16 protein-coding genes are annotated in these 18497 nt (G+C 58.7%); 12 read left to right on the top strand and 4 right to left on the bottom strand.

The genetic code is table 11. The features are described from left to right. Positions 1 to 13: 13 nt before the first annotated feature. Complete coding sequence (locus IEX40_RS08895; protein ID WP_229680662.1) at positions 14 to 394, bottom strand: rhodanese-like domain-containing protein; 381 nt, start codon at positions 392 to 394, stop codon at positions 14 to 16. 299 nt (positions 395 to 693) lie between these two features. Further along, positions 694 to 1056 carry an outer membrane protein assembly factor BamE domain-containing protein gene (bamE, locus tag IEX40_RS08900; protein ID WP_188747384.1) on the bottom strand — a complete coding sequence of 121 codons (363 nt, stop codon included), beginning with the start codon at positions 1054 to 1056 and terminating at the stop codon, positions 694 to 696. Between the two features lie 317 nt (positions 1057 to 1373). Between bamE and urtA the strand changes: the two genes are divergently transcribed. From urtA to IEX40_RS08930, 6 genes are all read left to right on the top strand, one after another. Beyond that, on the top strand, positions 1374 to 2660 hold the full coding sequence (gene urtA, locus IEX40_RS08905) for an urea ABC transporter substrate-binding protein (protein WP_229680663.1): 1287 nt from the start codon (positions 1374 to 1376) through the stop codon (positions 2658 to 2660). 106 nt (positions 2661 to 2766) lie between these two features. Further along, entirely contained in the window at positions 2767 to 4383 is a 1617-nt protein-coding gene (urtB, locus tag IEX40_RS08910) for an urea ABC transporter permease subunit UrtB (RefSeq protein WP_188747385.1), read from the top strand. A gap of 21 nt (positions 4384 to 4404) precedes the next feature. After that, positions 4405 to 5469 (top strand): urea ABC transporter permease subunit UrtC, encoded by a 1065-nt coding sequence (urtC, locus tag IEX40_RS08915; protein WP_229680664.1) that lies wholly within the window; start codon positions 4405 to 4407, stop codon positions 5467 to 5469. Continuing rightward, entirely contained in the window at positions 5469 to 6308 is an 840-nt protein-coding gene (urtD, locus tag IEX40_RS08920) for an urea ABC transporter ATP-binding protein UrtD (RefSeq protein WP_188747389.1), read from the top strand. Before urtC ends, urtD begins: the two co-directional genes overlap by 1 nt. 22 nt (positions 6309 to 6330) lie before the next feature. Next, complete coding sequence (gene urtE / locus IEX40_RS08925) at positions 6331 to 7026, top strand: urea ABC transporter ATP-binding subunit UrtE (protein ID WP_188747391.1); 696 nt, start codon at positions 6331 to 6333, stop codon at positions 7024 to 7026. Positions 7027 to 7046: 20 nt separating this feature from the next. Next, the gene (locus IEX40_RS08930; protein WP_188747393.1) at positions 7047 to 7904 is read left to right on the top strand and encodes an urease accessory protein UreD; all 858 of its coding nucleotides are present in this window, start codon (positions 7047 to 7049) and stop codon (positions 7902 to 7904) included. Here IEX40_RS08930 and IEX40_RS08935 read toward each other — a convergent pair. After that, positions 7849 to 10542 (bottom strand): glycosyltransferase, encoded by a 2694-nt coding sequence (locus tag IEX40_RS08935; RefSeq protein ID WP_188747395.1) that lies wholly within the window; start codon positions 10540 to 10542, stop codon positions 7849 to 7851. The two genes, IEX40_RS08930 and IEX40_RS08935, sit on opposite strands and share 56 nt — an antisense overlap. A 100-nt stretch (positions 10543 to 10642) precedes the next feature. Beyond that, positions 10643 to 14056, bottom strand: a complete 3414-nt coding sequence (amt, locus tag IEX40_RS08940; protein WP_188747397.1) for an ammonium transporter — start codon at positions 14054 to 14056, stop codon at positions 10643 to 10645. Positions 14057 to 14675: 619 nt separating this feature from the next. Between amt and ureA the strand changes: the two genes are divergently transcribed. The 6 genes from ureA to IEX40_RS08970 are packed head-to-tail and all read left to right on the top strand — an operon-like array spanning position 14676 to position 18484. Continuing rightward, entirely contained in the window at positions 14676 to 14978 is a 303-nt protein-coding gene (ureA, locus tag IEX40_RS08945) for an urease subunit gamma (RefSeq protein ID WP_188747399.1), read from the top strand. Positions 14979 to 14987: 9 nt separating this feature from the next. After that, entirely contained in the window at positions 14988 to 15293 is a 306-nt protein-coding gene (locus IEX40_RS08950) for an urease subunit beta (protein ID WP_188747400.1), read from the top strand. Between the two features lie 24 nt (positions 15294 to 15317). Beyond that, complete coding sequence (gene ureC, locus IEX40_RS08955; protein WP_188747402.1) at positions 15318 to 17021, top strand: urease subunit alpha; 1704 nt, start codon at positions 15318 to 15320, stop codon at positions 17019 to 17021. Between the two features lie 40 nt (positions 17022 to 17061). Continuing rightward, positions 17062 to 17532 carry an urease accessory protein UreE gene (gene ureE, locus IEX40_RS08960; protein WP_188747404.1) on the top strand — a complete coding sequence of 157 codons (471 nt, stop codon included), beginning with the start codon at positions 17062 to 17064 and terminating at the stop codon, positions 17530 to 17532. Positions 17533 to 17571: 39 nt separating this feature from the next. Next, positions 17572 to 17814 carry a HupE/UreJ family protein gene (locus tag IEX40_RS08965; RefSeq protein ID WP_188747406.1) on the top strand — a complete coding sequence of 81 codons (243 nt, stop codon included), beginning with the start codon at positions 17572 to 17574 and terminating at the stop codon, positions 17812 to 17814. 4 nt (positions 17815 to 17818) lie between these two features. Next, the gene (locus IEX40_RS08970; protein ID WP_188747408.1) at positions 17819 to 18484 is read left to right on the top strand and encodes an urease accessory protein UreF; all 666 of its coding nucleotides are present in this window, start codon (positions 17819 to 17821) and stop codon (positions 18482 to 18484) included. Positions 18485 to 18497 lie beyond the last annotated feature (13 nt).

Below are 18497 nucleotides of genomic sequence, written 5' to 3' on the forward strand. Positions count from 1 at the left end.
ATGTACAGGCAGCTTAGTTACTGATGCGCAGATTAGCCGGTTTACTTGCCTCCAGGGCTGTGAATCCCCCGGCGTTGAACACCTGGGTATACCCCGCCTCACTCAACGCGCGCTCTGCGATACCGGCGCGGTTACCACTGCGGCAGTAGAGCACAACCGGCTGGTCTTTCGGGATGTCACGGTCGGCAAACTGCTGGACGATCTGCTGGTAGGGAATCAGTAGGGCACCATCGAGATGGCCGCTGGCATATTCCTGCTCTGTACGCACATCGACCAGCAGCGCGCCGTCTGCAATCTTTTTCCAGCCGGTATCCTCCTGAGGGCCGGCCTGGGCAACCAGAGTCAGCAACAGGGCCGGCAGCAGGGTCATCAGGGCAATCAGTTGTTTTACCATCATTCGATCCTGTAATAAGAAATCGGTTAGTACTCTATATATATCAGAAGACTCTAATGCTGGCGACAAATCGGCGGCAGCGTACAAGTCGTCGTTCAGGGGCGCTGCCGAGAGAAGCACTGACGGCAGCTACGTGCCGATAGTAGCTAAAGCTATCGCCTGTAACTGCTTTGGCGCGAATATCAGCGTTCACGGTACCCGGTTCAGCTACGTAGGGCAGGTTATCCGTTACGATAGAGCGTTTTTATCAGGCGGTAACCGAAACGGCTTTTAACCGGGCCGTGCACTTTGGTTACCTCTTAAAGACCATCTAGCATCAGGTTACACGTCGCTAGTGGAGCCGCGAAAGGGGAGAACTCCGTAGCATTAACCTGCGCCTTTACCGCTTTTCCACCCTCAAAGGTAATTACCATCTCGCACTGACCTTGAGTCGCTTTTTTGTTCTGAATCATATCTGAGTGGTAGGTCCACACCGTGGTATTGGGATCGATATGCTTTATGGTACGTGGCGTACCCAATACTCTTTTGATATCCGCAGGTGTCTGCTCGATCAGGTAGTCACTCACCTCATCGGGCGTTACAAACCGGCTAGTTGTTGAAGCACAGCCTGCGACAAAGAGTCCAAGCATGCTGACTGCAAAGAATTTCGTAACATTAACCATCAAACCTGATCCTTTTGACCGTTCCGAGGGCTTGTAGACTTTGCGGAGATGGAGGTTTCGTAGGGCGTCGCATTATATAGAAGCTCTGATCATCCTGACGATTGAATTTTTCTGAACAGCACAATGTTAGCCACCGTGTTGTACTGACACCGGAAGCCGTACTCGAGTTCTGTCACGCCATCATAAAGCTCGGTCCTGCTCCCATACGTCAAATGACGTACCCCGCCTGGCCGATCAACGCATACCGCCTCTTGTTCCCTTCAATGACAATCGATAGCAGGTGTTGTTGCGAATCTAAAAACCGAAGGGGATACGAGATGAGAATGAAGAAGCTGGCAGCGGGTGTGGCTCTGGGCCTGGGTGCGTCAATGTTGAGCTTTGCTGCAATGGCGGCCGATACCATCAAGGTGGGTGTACTGCACTCGCTCTCCGGTACCATGGCGATCAGTGAGACCACGCTCAAAGATACCATGCTGATGCTGATCGATGAGCAGAACAAGAAGGGCGGTCTGCTGGGTAAACAGCTGGAAGCGGTAGTCGTCGACCCTGCATCCAACTGGCCGCTGTTCGCGGAAAAGGCGCGTGAGCTGATCGAGAAGGACAAGGTGTCCGCCGTGTTCGGCTGCTGGACCTCCGTATCGCGTAAATCGGTGCTGCCGGTCTTCGAGGAGCTAAACAGCATCCTGTTTTATCCGGTGCAGTACGAGGGTGAAGAGTCCTCCAAGAACGTGTTCTATACCGGCGCCGCGCCCAACCAGCAGGCGATCCCGGCGGTCGATTACCTGAAAGAGGAACTCGGCGTCGAGCGCTGGGTACTGGCAGGAACCGACTACGTTTACCCGCGTACCACCAACAAGATCCTCGAAGCCTACCTGAAGTCCATGGGCGTGGCCGAAGAGGATATCATGATCAACTACACGCCGTTCGGTCACTCCGACTGGCAGTCGATCGTCTCCGATATCAAGAAGTTCGGCGCTGAAGGCAAGAAGACTGCCGTGGTTTCTACCATCAATGGCGACGCCAACGTGCCGTTCTACAAGGAGCTGGGCGCTCAGGGCGTAACCGCTGACGATATCCCGGTAGTTGCGTTCTCCGTCGGTGAGGAGGAGTTGGCCGGTATCGATACCGCACCGTTGGTCGGTCATCTGGCGGCATGGAACTACTTCATGAGCGTCGATAGCGAGCAGAACGACGAGTTCATCGAGTCTTGGCATGAGTTCATCAAGAACGAAGAGCGTGTCACCAACGACCCGATGGAAGCACACTATATCGGTTTCAACATGTGGGTAGAGGCAGTGAAGAAGGCGGGCACCACAGACCCAACAGCAGTGCAGGACGCGCTGATCGGTGTTGCCGTTCCCAACCTGACCGGTGGCTACGCGACCATGATGCCGAATCACCACATCGCCAAGCCGGTGCTGATCGGCGAGATCCAGGATGACGGCCAGTTTGCCGTGGTGTCCAGCACTCCGGGTACCGTGGTCGGTGATGCCTGGTCCGACTACCTGGAAGGCTCCAAGGATATCGTCTCCGATTGGCGTGCACCGCTGTCCTGCGGTAACTACAACGTCAAAACCGGCAAGTGCTCCGGTCAGAACTTCTGATCCGTCTGCGACTTGGGCCGGAATCTTGTTCCGAGCTCTTGTTACAAACGCCGGTGCCCGTTTGACGGGCACCGGCTCCCATCTTCTTGTTTCCAGGTAATGACCCATGACAGTACGGACATTTGGCGCACTATGCCTGCTCAGTCTGTTGCTTCTGCTCGCACCCTTGCGTGCTATGGCCGCTAGCGAAGAGGAGGTCTACAGCCAGGCGGCCGAACTTTTGATGAGTCGTGGCTTTGACGAAAAGGGGCAGGCAATTCAACTGCTGGCCGAGAACGATCATCCCCAGACCCCGCAGATCCTGACGCTGTTGATGGATAGCCGCCTCTACTACAACAAAGATGATGACCGGCTTTATCAGATCGATGACTACGACAGGGGTAAACCCGCAATCTCGATCGCGTCGGGCGACCAGATCGTTATTGAAAAGAAACGAGATTTCAAGAAGATAACGCTGAATAATCAACTACGATCGCAGGTAAGGCAGATCCAGGCCGAGCTGGGTCTCAAAGCCGCCGATCTGTCGCGCCGCTTGGCAGCGGTGCGTGCGATGCTCGGCAGTATGGACAGCGAGACACTATCGCTGATGCGTAAGGCCTATGCCGAGGAGCAGAGTGCCGCGGTACGCGATGTGATGCAGATCGCCATTGCGATCGGCGAACTGCCCGGCGCGGACGAAGCCCGCGCTCGCGATGCCATCGATACCCTGGCCGGTTCATTGGAACCGGATGCGCGCAATGCGCTGAGTCAATACGCCGCTGCCACCGACAGCAAGTCGCTGAAGAGCGCTGCGGAAAAGGCGCTGGCCGATATCGAGCAGCGTGCAAGCTTTTACGGCGGGATAGAAACCCTCTATTTCGGGCTGAGCCTCGGTTCAGTGCTGGTTCTCGCCGGTATCGGTCTGGCGATCACCTTCGGCGTCATGGGCGTCATCAACATGGCGCACGGTGAGCTGATCATGCTCGGAGCCTACACCACCTACGTGATTCAGCAGCTGATGCCCAACCATATCGGCATCTCGATCATCGTGGCGATCCCCTGCGCTTTCCTGGTGTCGGCACTGGTCGGCATCGCCATCGAGCGCGGCGTGATCCGTTTCCTCTATGGTCGTCCGCTGGAGACCCTGCTCGCTACCTTCGGTATCTCACTGGTGCTGCAGCAGGCGGTGCGCACCATTTTCTCGCCGCTCAACCGCAGCGTGGAGACGCCGGAGTGGATGAGCGGTCTGATCGAGATAAACCCGGTGCTGTCGCTGACCACCAGCCGTCTGTACATCATCGTGTTCTGCCTGATGGTGTTCTTTGCCCTGTTGCTGGTGCTGAAACGCACCTCGCTGGGCCTCCAGGTGCGCGCGGTATCGCAGAACCGTGCCATGGCCCGCGCCATGGGCGTGCGCTCCGAATGGGTGGATGCGCTGACCTTCGGCCTGGGCTCGGGTGTGGCGGGCGTCGCAGGCGTGGCACTGTCGCAACTGACCAACGTCGGTCCCAACCTGGGCCAGTCCTACATCATCGATTCTTTCATGGTCGTGGTGTTCGGCGGTGTCGGTAACCTCTGGGGCACACTGGTGGCGGGCCTGAGTCTTGGGGTAGCCAACAAGGTACTCGAGCCTTGGGCCGGTGCGGTGCTGGCCAAGATCCTGGTACTTGTTTTCATCATCCTGTTTATCCAAAAGCGCCCGCGCGGACTCTTCCCGCAGCGTGGCCGGGCAGCGGAGGGCTGATCGATGTTTCTGTGGAGGATAATGAAGGATGACCGCGGCGGGCAGATACTGCTCGCGCTGCTGGCACTGTCCATCGTACTGGTGCCGATATTGAACTCGCTGCCGCCGGATTCGGCGCTGTACCTACCCACCTATACCGTGACCCTGATCGGTAAATACCTGACCCTGGCGCTGTTGGCGGTGGCGGTGGATCTGGTCTGGGGCTACCTGGGGATTCTGACCCTTGGCCACGGCGCCTTCTTTGCCCTGGGTGGCTATGCCATGGGGATGTACCTGATGCGCCAGATTGGCGACCGTGGTGTCTACGGTAACCCGGAACTGCCCGACTTTATGGTGTTCCTGAACTGGCAGGAGTTGCCCTGGTTCTGGCAGGGCTTCGACCAGTTCTGGTTCGCCGCGATCATGGTGATGTTGGCCCCGGGTGTTCTGGCCTTTGTGTTCGGTGCGCTGGCGTTCCGCTCCCGCGTGTCCGGCGTTTACCTGTCGATCATCACCCAGGCACTGACCTTTGCCCTGATGCTGGCGTTCTACCGCAACGAGATGGGCTTCGGCGGTAACAACGGCCTGACCGACTTCAAGGATCTGCTCGGTTTCAGCCTGCAGTCAGACAGCACTCGCATCGGGCTGTTCATCGCCTCGGCGCTGGCGCTGGCGTTCGCCTATCTGCTTTGCCGCTACCTGATGCAGAGCCGCCTGGGCCGGGTCTGTGTCGCGGTGCGGGATGCGGAATCCCGTGCGCGGTTCATGGGCTACCGGGTCGAGAACGTCAAACTCTGGATCTTCACCATATCGGCGATGATCGCTGGTGTCGCCGGTGCGCTCTATGTGCCGCAGGTCGGGATCATCAACCCCAACGAATTCTCGCCGCTGAACTCCATCGAGGTGGTGGTCTGGGTCGCAGTGGGTGGCCGTGCAACGCTCTACGGCGCCGTGGTCGGTGCCCTGGTAATCAACTATGCGAAGAGCTATTTCACCGCCGAACTGCCCGATATCTGGCTGTTCGCGCTGGGCGGCCTGTTCGTGCTGGTCACCCTGTTGCTGCCCCGGGGTATCACCGGACTGCTCAGACCTAAGGAGGCGGTGTGATGAGTCTGCAATCAACGATGGCGGAAGTGCTCGACCGTGACCACGTATTCTCGTTCATGGCGCCGCAGAGCGCGGCGAATCTGAACGTCGAGAAAAATGTGCTGCTCTATCTGGAGGGGATCTCGGTCAGTTTTGACGGTTTCAAGGCGATCAACGACCTGAACCTGTACATCAACGATGGTGAACTGCGCTGCATCATCGGCCCCAACGGGGCCGGCAAGACCACGATGATGGACATCATCACCGGCAAGACCCGCCCGGATAGCGGCGCGGCCTGGTTCGGCCAGACCATCAATCTGCTGGATATGGATGAACCGGCGATCGCCCAGGCGGGGATCGGCCGTAAATTCCAGAAACCTACGGTGTTCGAATATTTGACCGTATTCGAGAACCTGGAGCTGGCGATGGCAGGGGATCGTGCGGTATTGCGGATCCTCGGTGCCCGGATCAGTGGCGAGCAGCGCGATCGACTCGACGAGGTCATCGATCTGATCGGGTTGAAGGAGTTGCCGCAGATGCGTGCCGGAAGCCTGTCGCATGGCCAGAAGCAGTGGCTGGAGATCGGTATGCTGCTGATGCAACAGCCCCGGCTTTTGCTTGTGGATGAACCGGTGGCGGGGATGACCCACCAGGAGATGGACCGTACCGCGGAACTGCTGACCTCGCTCGCCGGCAAACACTCGGTGGTGGTGGTCGAGCACGATATGGATTTCGTCCGCAGCCTGGCGGGCAAGGATCGCACCGTAACCGTGCTGCATCAGGGCAGCGTATTGGCCGAGGGGCGGATGGAGCAGGTGCAGAACAATCGTAAAGTGGTTGAGGTTTATCTTGGTGAGTAATGCAGAGAGGGGGGATGGATCGATGCTGGAGATTCAGGGACTCAACCAGTATTACGGCCAGAGTCACACACTTTGGGATGTAGAACTTAGCGTACCGGCGGGTGAGTGTACGGTGTTGATGGGGCGTAACGGCGTCGGCAAGACCACGCTGCTGCAATGCATCATGGGACACCACTCGGTGAAGAGCGGCAGCGTCCAGTTCAAGGGGGAAGATCTGCTGAAGAAGTCGGTGGAGCAGCGTCCCCGGGTCGGGATCGGCTACGTGCCCCAAGGGCGGCAGATCTTCCCGCTACTCACCGTCGAAGAGAACCTGCAGATCGGCTTGCCGGTGCTGCCGCGCGGCAAGCGCCGGATACCCGACTTCATCTTCGACCTGTTCCCAGTACTGGCGGAGATGATGAAACGCCGGGGCGGTGACCTGTCCGGCGGTCAACAGCAGCAGTTGGCGATTGGCCGTGCACTGGTGGTCGACCCGCAACTGCTGATCCTGGATGAACCGACCGAGGGGATCCAGCCCAACGTGGTACAGGAGATCGGCGATATCATCCGACGGCTGAACCGGGAGATGGATCTGACCGTGCTGTTGGTGGAACAGAAGCTGCCCTTTGCGCGTAAGGTTGGCGACAGATTCTGTATACTGGATCGTGGACGGGCGGTGGCCAAGGGCGCCATGGCCGAGCTCGACGATCAACTGGTGAAAGAGTATCTGACGGTATAAGGGTCTGTTAAGGAGACGCGATGAACCAGGCGGTAACCGCCCAGGGATGGGAAGCGTTGTTGAGACTGCGTTATGCGCAACGTGGCGATAAAACTCGCATAGTCGAGCGTGAGCGATGTGGCCCTTTGGCGGTGCAGCGTCCGTTCTACCCCGAACAGACCGGCGTTTGCCACACCTATCTGCTGCATCCTCCGGGTGGTGTGGTGGGGGGGGATAGCCTGGATATCCAGGTAAGGGTGGAGGCCGGGGCGCAGGCGTTGATCACCACGCCCGGGGCGACCAAGTTCTACCGCTCCGGCGGTCGCCTGGCGACCCAAAGGCAGACCCTTAGCGTTGAGTCTGGTGGTGTGTTGGAGTGGCTGCCGCAGGAAAATATCTTCTTTCCCGACGCCTGCGTACGGGTTGAAACTCATGTGGCGCTGGAGTCGGGTGCTGGCTTTATCGGTTGGGATCTGCAGTGCCTGGGACGACCGGTGAACCATGAAGCTTTCGATATGGGCGAGGTGAACAGCCTGACCCGCGTGAGTATCGACGGCGAACTTATCCTGATCGATCAGCTGCGGACCAATGGGCGGCGGCTGGTCGATGCCGCGGCAGGGCTGCGGGGCTACCCAATGCAGGCCAGCCTGTTTATCGTTCCCGGTCGCGATTGTGTAGCCTCGTGCCAAGACCTGCTGGACCAGATTCGGGCCGTTATTGCCGCTACCGACTGTAGTGCACTCGAGGTGGGGGCGACGCTGATTGACGGGGTATTAGTTGTTCGTGCATTGGGGGCGGGAACAGAACCGATCCTGCGCCTGTTCTCCGCCATCTGGTGTTCGATCAGACCTTGCGTAAGCGGTTTAGAGGCTGTACCCCCTCGGATTTGGGCCACTTGACGCTCTCGTCAATGCCCATGTCGGTTAGCAGGTCGTTAAGAATTCGTTTGGGTGAATAGTCCAGGCAGCGGGCCAAAGCTCCCACCCGCAGACGACCCTGATAAGCCGGGTCACTGAGATAGTTGATGGCATGTTGCGCCATCGTCTCCGTGTCTTCGGCCAGCAGTCCACTGCGTCCATGCTTGATGATCGATTTCGGTCCCTTGCAGTTGTACGCCAGCGTCGGCAGTCCCGAGCTCATCGCTTCCAGGATCACGCAACCGAAGGTATCGAACCGTGAGGGTAGCAGCAGAAGGTCGGCCTGCTGGTAGATCTGCGGCATCTGCGACTGTTCCACCCAGCCGAAGAAGGTGGCATCGGGCAACGCCTTGCGCAACTTTTTCTCTGCCGGCCCACTGCCGGCGATCCACAGCTGGGCGCCAGGATGAGCCGAACGGACCCTGTCCCAAACGTGCTGCAGGTCCATGACTCCCTTCTCCTCGCTGAGGCGGCCCACATAGAGCAGGATAGGGGCTTCGTTGTGCGGTTTGGGCATCAGGCTGGCGACCTCTGAAGCGACACCGGCCCAGTGCGCGGTCAGTTTTACCCTCTCTTCCGGCAGCGCCATGTCGGGCCCGATCAGCCACTCTCGATGGTCTTCGTTGAGCACGAAGGTTCCGTCGAACTGCTGATAAAATGCGCGAATCAGTCGCCGTATGCGATCCTGGGCATGGTGGTCGATAGCGGTTTTGCGGCTGAGGAACTCGAGCCAGTCGGTATGCATGTAGAACCAGGCGGGCACCGAGTAGGCCTGCTTCAGGTATAGGGCGATCGGTCCCATGCACAGTTCGGTTGAGCAGATGATGCGGTCGTAACCACCGCGTTCGAACAGTTTCTGTACCTCGAGCAGGTCCGGCACATGGATTGTCTGCTCGCCCAGCTGGTTGAAGTGAAACGCCGTCAACGGCCGAATTACCTGCAGGTGAGGTTGGGATTTCAGAGTCGGGTGGCAAACCAACAGGTCGATCGGTAGCTCATGTTTCTGGACCTGGGTCAGCACGTCCCTTAACGCTGAAGAGACGCCGTTGCGATCGACAAAGGTGTCGGTCAGCCAGAGAATACGCTGGGGGTGGCGGGTGGCGCCAAGCTGGCCGGCCAGGCGGTCGAGAAACCCGCGATTGGAGTAAAGCACACGGGTGCTGGCAAAGGCAGCCCCGGCCAGTACGCCGGCCGACAGGGCTGGGAAGGTCAGCTTGTCCATCAGTTGGCCCAGGTTGACCTGTGACATATCGGAGCCATTGCTGCGCTCGCTGGAGAACAGGGCGCGGAAGTGGGTTGGCACCTCCAGCAGGCGCACCAGCTCGTCGACCGGCATGTCGCTTAGACTGTCATGATCTATGCGTGACAGTTGCTCGTGCACGCGGCTGAACAGGGTATGGCTGATCTCGCGGTGAAGCTGGGGTATCGCCTCGCGCAGTATTTCGGGGAAGCGCTCGGGTTCCTTGCGCTGGGTGCGCGCGATCTGCTTGATCAGCTTCAGTGTCGGTTTGAATTCGCGCGATACCCCCAGGTTGATCAGCAGGCTGGGCTTGCGCCCCTTGAGCGCATGATGGAAGGTCTCCAGGAAGCTCAGGGTATATTTGTGTCGGCGTAACTCCTGCAGCAGGTTGGATAGGGCCAGGCAGAGCATCTTGTCCTTCAGCTCCCCCTTGTGCAGCAGCATGCGCAGCAGCCCCGGATCCTCCATGTTCAGCACGACCTGGGCGAAATAGTCGAGGAAGGTGGTGGTCAGCTTCTCCTCCTCGCCGACAAAACCGTAGGGCGCGGTACGTCCCTCGCGAATCGCCTCCAGTGCCAATGCGGGAAGCGATTCCCCAGCTTCCACGCGCTGCTTGAGATTTGGCACCTCCAGCAGGGTGCCACAGCGCCCAGCGAACAGGCCGTTGTGATCATCGGATCCGCCGGTCAGTGATTTGCGGTAGGGGTCGCGGCAGTAGTCGTAGGGGTTGATGCCATGCTTGCGGGACCAGGCATCGATCCGCTCCGGTGTCAGGCTCTGGATCCAGCGCAGCGTTAGCAGGTTCTGCCAGTAGCCGCGCTGGCCGTTGAGCGCCTCGAAGCGCTCGAACAGCAGCGCGAATCGCTCCAGAATCTCCGGATCTACCTCCCGCCCATGGGTGTAGAAAAACAGCGGGTGCGGCAACACTGTGGGCAGATCTTCATGTTTGGCATAGGCGCAGAAGGCGTAGATGTCATGGCGCAGATCGTTGAGCGTGCGCTCCTGCTCGCGGTCGAAGCCGTAGATCAGTACATGGACGCTGAGTTCGTCGCCGGGGAAGTGGCAGGTAAACTCGGTACCGCTCAGTACCCTGGGGTTTTCCCGCTGCAGCGCCCAGCAGGAGCGGGCGTTGTTGTGGTTGGTAATGGTGATCAGGTCGGTGCCGGCGCGCTCGAGTGCGCCCACCAGCTCTTCGGTTTTCAGCCAGGTCTCCGGCAGGCGTAACAACCGCCCCCAGAGTTCATCCGGTACGTCGCTGTTGTAATCATGGCAGTGCAGGTCGATACGCAGGGTGTCATGGGGATTGAACTTCCGGGCTGACTGCTGCAGGAAGGCGTCGTACTGTTCGCGTATATCCTGGTAAAACGGGGAAAGGGTCATGCGCTGGCTCCGCTCTTTCTTACGCCTGCGCAGTGTATTGCGTTTAGGTTTCGGGCAGGTGACAGTGGTGCCGGTGCCCAGTTCAAAAAAGCTGCGGGTGTTAGCGCGGCATGACGCGCACCCGTCCCAGTTGCTCCAGCGGCGCCGGTTCACCGATCAGGTAGCCCTGGGCGTAGTCAACGCCGATCTGGCGCAGCAGCCCCATGGTCTTCCTGTCCTCGACGAACTCCGCTACGGTCTTCAAACCCATGATATGGGCGATGTTGTTGATCGAGGCGACCATCGCCTGATCGATCTCATTGTTGGCCATATCGCGGATGAAAATGCCGTCGATCTTGACGTAGTCAACGGGAAGCTTTTTCAGGTAGCCGAAGGAGGAGAGGCCGCTGCCGAAGTCATCCAGGGCGAAGTGGCAGCCCAGGGATCTGAGCTCTTCGATAAAGCTGCAGGCCGCCTCCGGGTCGAGCATCGCGGCGGTCTCGGTGATCTCGAAGCAGAGGTAGTGGGCCGGGATCCGATGGCGCTCGATGTCGGCCTTGATCCGTTCCAGGTACTCCTTGCCCCCGATTGATGCGCCGGACAGGTTGATTGCGCAGTGCAGCGGGCTGTTATCGACGTGGAGCCGGTCACCCAGCCAGGCCAGGGTATTGGAGATAACCCATTGGTCGATGCGCGGCATCAAGTCATAGCGCTCGGCGGCCGGGATGAAGGCGCCAGGCGGCACCAGTTGCTCATGCTCATCGAGCATACGCACGAAGATCTCGATGTGGGGTACCTGACCGGCCTGGACACTCAATGGCTCGATGACCTGGAAGAAGAGCCTGAACCGGTCACAGTCGATAGCATGCTGGATGTTCGCCGCCCACTGCATCTGGTCCTGCCGATGACTGAGCTCCACATCGTCTGGCTGATACAGGTGCACCCGGTTACGCCCCATATCCTTCGCCGCGTAGCAGGCGGCATCGGCCACGCTCAACAACTCATCCAAGCTGGGACAGTCCTGACCGAAGGGGACCAGGCCGATACTGACGCCAACGGAGAAGATTTGGTTCTCCCAGGAGAAGCGGAAATCCTTTATGGTTTGACGTAACTGTTCTGCGATCATTCGCCCCTGTTCCACCGGACAGTTGGCCAGCAGTATTCCGAACTCATCTCCGCCAAGACGGGCCAGCGTGTCACCCTGGCGCACCAGCGCCTTGACCTCCTGCGCCAGTTGGCGAAGCAGTGCATCACCGGCGCGGTGGCCGCAGGTATCGTTGACCAATTTGAATTGATCGAGATCCAGGTAGCAGACCAGATGAGAGCTGTTGTCGGTGCGTGCTGAAAGTATTAGCTGTTCCAGCCTGCGCTCGAACTCGCGCCGATTGACCAGGCCGGTCAGTGCGTCATGTACTGCCTGAAAGGTGAGTTTGGCCTGTAGCTCGCTGTTGCGGGTGATATCTTGCATCGCCACCACCCAGCCCACGGGCGTGCCTTTAGCATCGTGCAGCGGGGCGCAGTTGAGCTGTACCTCCGAGCGTCGACCTCGCCAGCCGAGTAAACTGAGCTGCCGGCTTTCATCGTCGGAACTACTTTCCCTGCACAGCGCGGCGATAGAGACATTGTCCCGGTTGGCATCCTGCAGCCGGACCACCTGGTCTATCGATTGACCGAAGGCATCCTCGACTCGCCAGCCGGTCAGATGCTGCGCCACCGGGTTGAGGTAAACGGTGTTTAGCTGGCCGTCGCAGGTGATCACCGCTTCGGTGATCGCCTCCAGGGTAACCTGCGCCAACTCGGAGTGGCGGTGCAGACGATCCTCCATCCGTTTCCGTTCACTGATATCCCGGATGACCGCACTGTACTGAACCCCTTCGTCGGTAGGGCTGGCTGACGTCATCACCTCTATAGGAGTGGCACTACCATCCTGCTTGCGTCCGATCAGCTCGTGGGGGCCCTCGTTCTGACTGGCGGCGATCAGTGTCAGCAGGCGCTCGATCTGGGTGTGAGGGTAGAGGGCCTGATTCTCGCCGTGGAGCAGTACACTGACCGACTGACCGACCAACTGGTGTCGTCTACGGCCGAAAATCTCCTCCGCGCCAGGGTTCACGCTGGTGATGATCCCCTGTTCGCTGAAGGTGATGACGCCATCGCGCATATCCTTGAGGATCAGCTGGGTACGGGAGATCATCCGGTTCAGCTTTGCCATCACCTGGTTGTATTTTTGTGCGATCTGTCCCACTTCGGTGAAGGGTTCAACCGGCATCTTCCGGTTCATATCGCCGGTACGCTCCTGCTCGTTCATGGCGTACAGCAGATCGGTCAACTCGGTACTGGCGCCATGCTCTGAGCTGTTGAGCCCCTCATGCTCCGCCTCGGAGGAGACACGTAGCGGCATGAAACGCCGAAGTATCAGTAGAAATACAAAGCTCAGGGTAAAAGCCCAGACTGCGCAGATGGCAATACCTTTAACCTGGGCTAGAACCTGCTCGTACCAGTCCAAGCCAGTGCCGAGTTTTGCCGGGTCACCAAACAGACCTACGGCAAGGGTGCCCCAGATGCCGGCGCCAAGGTGGACCGGGGTGGCCGAGATGGCGTCGTCGAGCTGTAATCTCAACAGCAGCAACTCCATGCCTCGCATGCAAAGCGCACCAACAAAGCCGATTACCGCTGCTTCTGTCGTCGTTACCGCGTGGCAGCCGGCGGTAATGGCGACCAGACCGGCCAGAGTGCCGTTGATCGTCAGTTGCGCCCCCTGGTTGTTCTGGCTGCCGGTAAACCCCATCAGCATGCCGGTTATACCGCCGAGCGTTGCGGCGACCAGAGTATTGACGATGATGCCGGGAATGGCGGTGGTGAAGCCGAGGGTACTGCCACCGTTGAACCCTATCCAGCCGATGATAAAAAACATCATGCCCAGCATGGCAAAGGGCAGGTTGCTGCTCGGAATCAGCTGCGCCTTTCCATTGACGAAGCGACCGTGACGGGTACCCACCAGCACGATAGCGGCCAGTGCCACCCAGCCACCAAGACTGTGCACTACCGTACTGCCGGCAAAGTCGACAAACCCCTGCTCAGCCAGCCATCCCGGTGCGCCCGTAAGTGAACCGCCCCAGGCCAGATGGCCGAACAGCGGGTAGATCATCACGGCGATCAGTGAGGTGAGCAGGATGTAGGTACTGAAACGGGTGCGCTCGGCGATTGCGCCGGAGACGATCGTTGCGGCAGTCGCGCAAAATGTAAGCTGGAAAAAAAAGAAAGCGGCATCCCAGAAGGGGCGCTCGCTGAAGTCCGCAGCCATCAGGCCCAGGTCCGGTGCCCAGCCGTCGTAAGGCCCGAACATCAGGCTGAAGCCGATCAGCCAGAAGAGGGCGGTGGTAACGAGGAGGTCGAAGGCGTTCTTAAGCGCGACATTGATCGCGTTTTTACTGCGGGTAAGTCCGGATTCGAGGCAGAGAAACCCGCCCTGCATCACCAGCACAAGAACTGCGGCGAGCAACAGCCATAGGGCATCGAAAGCTTGATGATCTGTCACCTCGTCCCCCTTGCAGAGCCGCACAGCGGCAGCTCGGCTTACTTCCTTGTGCGGCAGCAATTAGTGCGCCAACCAGAACGAGCTTTATCGATACTTCCTAAGGCGTTGCCCGGGACCGAATAAAAAGCTGTAGCCATTAAAATACACCAATTGATGGGGAGCTAAACAGATCAAATTGACTGTTTTTTCATCAAACAGCAGGGCGTCTGGAGCCTTGTTTTTGGACAGGTACCTGTTCAGCAGGGTGAATATATCGGCAGCAAGGTCTGCCACATATACCAGCCTCAGCTCGCTGCGCACCAAAACGGACCGGCTGCGGAAAAAGATTGCACCGTATCGGGGCGCAATACTTAATGCTTTAACTCCATACCTCGGGCTGAGCTAAGCTGTAGCAGTCGTCTGACTCGAGCTGTAGTGGGCCCGGAAGACGGAAGAGGTGCGTTTTACACCCATCAGGGCTGAAAACTACTCCCGATTGAGGCACCAGCCGACCTCGTCTACACATAGGGGGTAAGCGCTACATCTTTGTTTGGGAACGCATTTTGCTTTATATGCGTGAAGTGGGCATGAGCTGGTCCCGCTGCGGGTAGCCGGATACAAAAGCAAGTAGAGGACGATCATGGAACTGTCACCAAGAGAGAAAGACAAGCTGTTGCTGTTTACGGCAGCACTGCTGGCCGAGCGGCGTAAGGCTCGCGGACTTAAGCTGAACTATCCAGAGGCGGTAGCCTATATCAGTGCTGCAATCCTTGAGGGTGCGCGCGATGGGCGTAGCGTGGCCGAATTGATGGACTACGGACGCACGCTGCTCAGTAGCGAGGAGGTGATGGACGGCGTTGCCGAGATGGTGACTGAAGTACAGGTCGAGGCCACATTTCCTGACGGAACCAAGCTGGTGACTGTGCATGAGCCGATTGTCTGAGGAGGCACGATGAAACCCGGAGAGATTTTAACCGAGCCTGGCGAGATCGAACTGAATGCCGGCCGTGAAACCCTGACGATAGAAGTTGCCAATACCGGGGACCGTCCGGTGCAGATCGGCTCTCATTACCATTTTTTCGAAGTGAACGACGCGCTGCAGTTTGATCGCGATAAAACACGCGGATTCCGGCTTAACATCGCCGCCGGTACGGCCGTGCGCTTTGAGCCCGGTCAGAGTCGTACCGTCGAGTTGGTCGCTTACGCTGGCGCTCGAGAGGTATACGGTTTTCAGGGTCGAGTCATGGGCGCACTCTAAGCTCGCCGATTAAAGGAGTTCAATATGGCTACTATTTCCAGACGCGCCTATGCTGAGATGTTCGGCCCAACCACTGGAGACAGGGTACGGTTGGCGGATACCGAACTGCTGCTTGAGGTGGAGAAGGATTTCACCACGTATGGCGAGGAGGTGAAGTTCGGCGGCGGCAAGGTGATCCGCGACGGTATGGGGCAGGGACAAAGGCCCAGCTCCCGCACCATGGACCTGGTCATAACCAATGCCCTGATCATCGACCATTGGGGGATCGTCAAAGCCGACATCGGCATCAAGAGCGGGCGGATCGCCGCGATCGGCAAGGCTGGTAATCCCGATATACAGCCCAACGTGGATATTGCCATTGGGGCCGGCACGGAAGTGATTGCAGGAGAGGGGCAGATCCTTACCGCCGGCGGTATCGATTCGCATATCCACTTCATCTGCCCGCAGCAGATCGACGAAGCGCTTTGCTCCGGTATCACCACGATGCTGGGGGGCGGTACCGGACCGGCAACCGGCACCAATGCCACGACCTGTACTCCGGGTCCATGGAATATACATCGCATGCTGGAGGCGGCCGATTCACTGCCGATGAACCTTGGCTTTCTCGGCAAGGGTAACGCCAGCAAGCCGGAGGCGCTGCGCGAACAGATAGAGGCGGGTGCCATCGGCCTGAAGCTGCATGAGGACTGGGGTACGACACCCGCGGCTATCGACTGCTGTCTGACGGTCGCTGACGAGATGGATGTGCAGGTTGCGATCCATACCGACACGCTCAACGAATCGGGTTTCGTCGAAACCACGCTAGCGGCGATCGACGGCCGAGTGATCCACACCTACCACACCGAAGGCGCTGGTGGTGGGCATGCACCCGATATCATCAAGGCCTGTGGTGAGTCCAATATTCTGCCGTCATCGACCAATCCGACCCGGCCCTACACGGTCAACACCGTCGATGAGCATCTGGACATGCTGATGGTTTGCCACCACCTGGACCCCTCCATTGCCGAAGATGTGGCCTTTGCCGAGTCCCGTATACGCCGGGAAACGATCGCCGCGGAGGATATTCTGCACGACCTGGGCGCGTTTTCTATGATCTCATCCGACTCCCAGGCGATGGGGCGGGTGGGTGAGGTGATTACCCGAACCTGGCAGACCGCGCACAAAATGAAGGTGCAGCGTGGTGCGCTCACAGGCGACTCCGAGCGCAACGACAACAACCGGATCAAGCGCTATATCGCCAAGTACACCATCAACCCGGCGTTGACCCACGGTATCGCCCACGAGGTGGGTTCAGTGGAGGTGGGCAAGTTGGCGGACCTCGTGCTCTGGCGTCCCGCGTTCTTCGGTACCAAGCCGAGTATGGTGATCAAGGGCGGCATGATAGCGGTGGCGCCGATGGGGGATCCCAACGCCTCGATCCCGACTCCCCAGCCGGTGCACTATCGGCCGATGTTCGGCAGCCTTGGGCGGGCGGTTCAGAGCACGTCGATGCTGTTCATGTCCCAGGCTGCACTGGCTGCCGGCATTCCGAGTCAGCTGGGGCTGGAAAGCCTTATTGGCGAGGTGCGCGACTGCCGCTCCGTGACCAAGGGCAAGATGGTACTGAACAGTTACCAGCCTAAGATCGAGGTCGACTCGCAGACCTATGAGGTGCGCGCCGATGGTGAACTGTTGGTGTGCGAGCCAGCGACAGAGTTGCCGATGACTCAGCGTTACTACCTATTCTGAGCGTCACACTTACGTCGATAGAAAAGGACTGTAAATCAATATGATAAGAATTATATCAAAAGTGGAGTCTGATCGTGAGGCTACCGCCAGCCTGTGCCTTCCGATCGATTCGCGCATCCGCAGCCGACTGCGCGTCGAACTGGAGGATGGACGTGAGGCGGGACTGTTCCTGCCCCGCGGCCTGATCCTGCGCGGCGGCGACCGGTTGCTCAGCGAGTGCGGTGAAGTGGTCGAAGTGGTCGCGGCCCCCGAGTCGGTCTCGACCATCCGCAGTGCAGACACCTTACTGTTGATGCGCTGCGCCTATCACCTGGGTAACCGTCATGTCCCGTTGCAGGTTGAAGCCGGCCTGCTGCGCTATCAGCACGACCATGTTCTGGACGATATGGTACGGGGGCTAGGTGCCGAGGTAGTCTGCGAGCGGGCACCATTCGAACCTGAGGCGGGCGCGTATTCCAGTGAGGGCCATGGTCACCACCATCACGATCATCATGCTTCGCATTCCCATTGAGTTAAGCTGCCGGAAATTGAACACAAGGAATAAACTTTTATGCGCATGTTTAAAGAGCTATCTGTTGCCACAGCAGTACTGATGCCCTCGCTGAGCTTTGCTCATGAGGGGGAACACCCCGGATCTTTTCTTGCTGGTTTCGGGCATGTGTTAACCGAACCGGATCATCTGGTAACAGTCACGGTGCTGTCTGCCGTGATCGGGGGCGCCGTCACCTTGCGTCGTACTGTTTCCAGAAAGAAAAAGGCGATCGGCAAGCAAGCTACGCGTATTCAGGAGTGAGGCGGTGCTAGCGGAACTGCGGCTGTATCAACTGATCAGCCCCGCATTGCCTGTTGGCGCATTTACCTATTCCCAAGGGCTGGAGTGGGCCATCGAATGTGGATGGGTGTCCGATAAAAAGAGCCTCAATGAATGGTTGTCTTCGGTACTCGAGCACAGTGTGGCGAGCCTTGAGGCCCCGGTACTGTTCAGGCTGTCCGATGCGCTGGAAAACGGTGATAACCAGCGCTTCAACGATTGGTGTCGCTACCTCATCGCCAGCCGCGAGAGCAGTGAACTCAGAGCCGAGGAGCGTCAACGCGCTCAGGCGCTGATGCGGTTGCTGCCGGCACTGGAGGTGCCGTTGCCGGAAACGATTCGACCAGGTACCGAAACTACCCAGCTGGCCGGAATGGCGCAGGCTGCCAGGCACTGGGGTATCGACAGTCGCAGCCTGTGTCGAGGTTATCTGTGGAGCTGGCTGGAAAATGCCGTTATGGCCGGCGTGAAGCTTGTGCCCCTGGGGCAGACTGATGGGCAACAGTTACTGATGCGGCTCTCGGAAACCCTGCCGGCGCTACTGGATCAGGCGGCAAAGATTGAAGATCGCGATGTGGGCAGCTCCACGCCGGCACTGGCGATAGCGAGCAGTCTGCACGAAACCCAATACTCCAGGTTGTTTCGTTCTTGAAACGGCAACCCAA

This window comes from Marinobacterium zhoushanense, assembly GCF_014641945.1.
Taxonomy (GTDB): domain Bacteria; phylum Pseudomonadota; class Gammaproteobacteria; order Pseudomonadales; family Balneatricaceae; genus Marinobacterium_D; species Marinobacterium_D zhoushanense.

Excerpts from the sequence above, each read along its gene's own strand:
- urtB (WP_188747385.1), top strand. The coding sequence starts at position 2,767 with ATGACAGTACGGACATTTGGCGCACTATGCCTGCTCAGTCTGTTGCTT.
- urtA (WP_229680663.1), top strand. The coding sequence starts at position 1,374 with ATGAGAATGAAGAAGCTGGCAGCGGGTGTGGCTCTGGGCCTGGGTGCG.
- IEX40_RS08965 (WP_188747406.1), top strand. The coding sequence starts at position 17,572 with ATGCGCATGTTTAAAGAGCTATCTGTTGCCACAGCAGTACTGATGCCC.
- ureA (WP_188747399.1), top strand. The coding sequence starts at position 14,676 with ATGGAACTGTCACCAAGAGAGAAAGACAAGCTGTTGCTGTTTACGGCA.
- IEX40_RS08950 (WP_188747400.1), top strand. The coding sequence starts at position 14,988 with ATGAAACCCGGAGAGATTTTAACCGAGCCTGGCGAGATCGAACTGAAT.
- urtC (WP_229680664.1), top strand. The coding sequence starts at position 4,405 with ATGAAGGATGACCGCGGCGGGCAGATACTGCTCGCGCTGCTGGCACTG.
- IEX40_RS08935 (WP_188747395.1), bottom strand. The coding sequence starts at position 10,542 with ATGACCCTTTCCCCGTTTTACCAGGATATACGCGAACAGTACGACGCC.
- ureE (WP_188747404.1), top strand. The coding sequence starts at position 17,062 with ATGATAAGAATTATATCAAAAGTGGAGTCTGATCGTGAGGCTACCGCC.
- urtE (WP_188747391.1), top strand. The coding sequence starts at position 6,331 with ATGCTGGAGATTCAGGGACTCAACCAGTATTACGGCCAGAGTCACACA.
- IEX40_RS08895 (WP_229680662.1), bottom strand. The coding sequence starts at position 394 with ATGGTAAAACAACTGATTGCCCTGATGACCCTGCTGCCGGCCCTGTTG.
- urtD (WP_188747389.1), top strand. The coding sequence starts at position 5,469 with ATGAGTCTGCAATCAACGATGGCGGAAGTGCTCGACCGTGACCACGTA.
- IEX40_RS08930 (WP_188747393.1), top strand. The coding sequence starts at position 7,047 with ATGAACCAGGCGGTAACCGCCCAGGGATGGGAAGCGTTGTTGAGACTG.
- ureC (WP_188747402.1), top strand. The coding sequence starts at position 15,318 with ATGGCTACTATTTCCAGACGCGCCTATGCTGAGATGTTCGGCCCAACC.
- bamE (WP_188747384.1), bottom strand. The coding sequence starts at position 1,056 with ATGGTTAATGTTACGAAATTCTTTGCAGTCAGCATGCTTGGACTCTTT.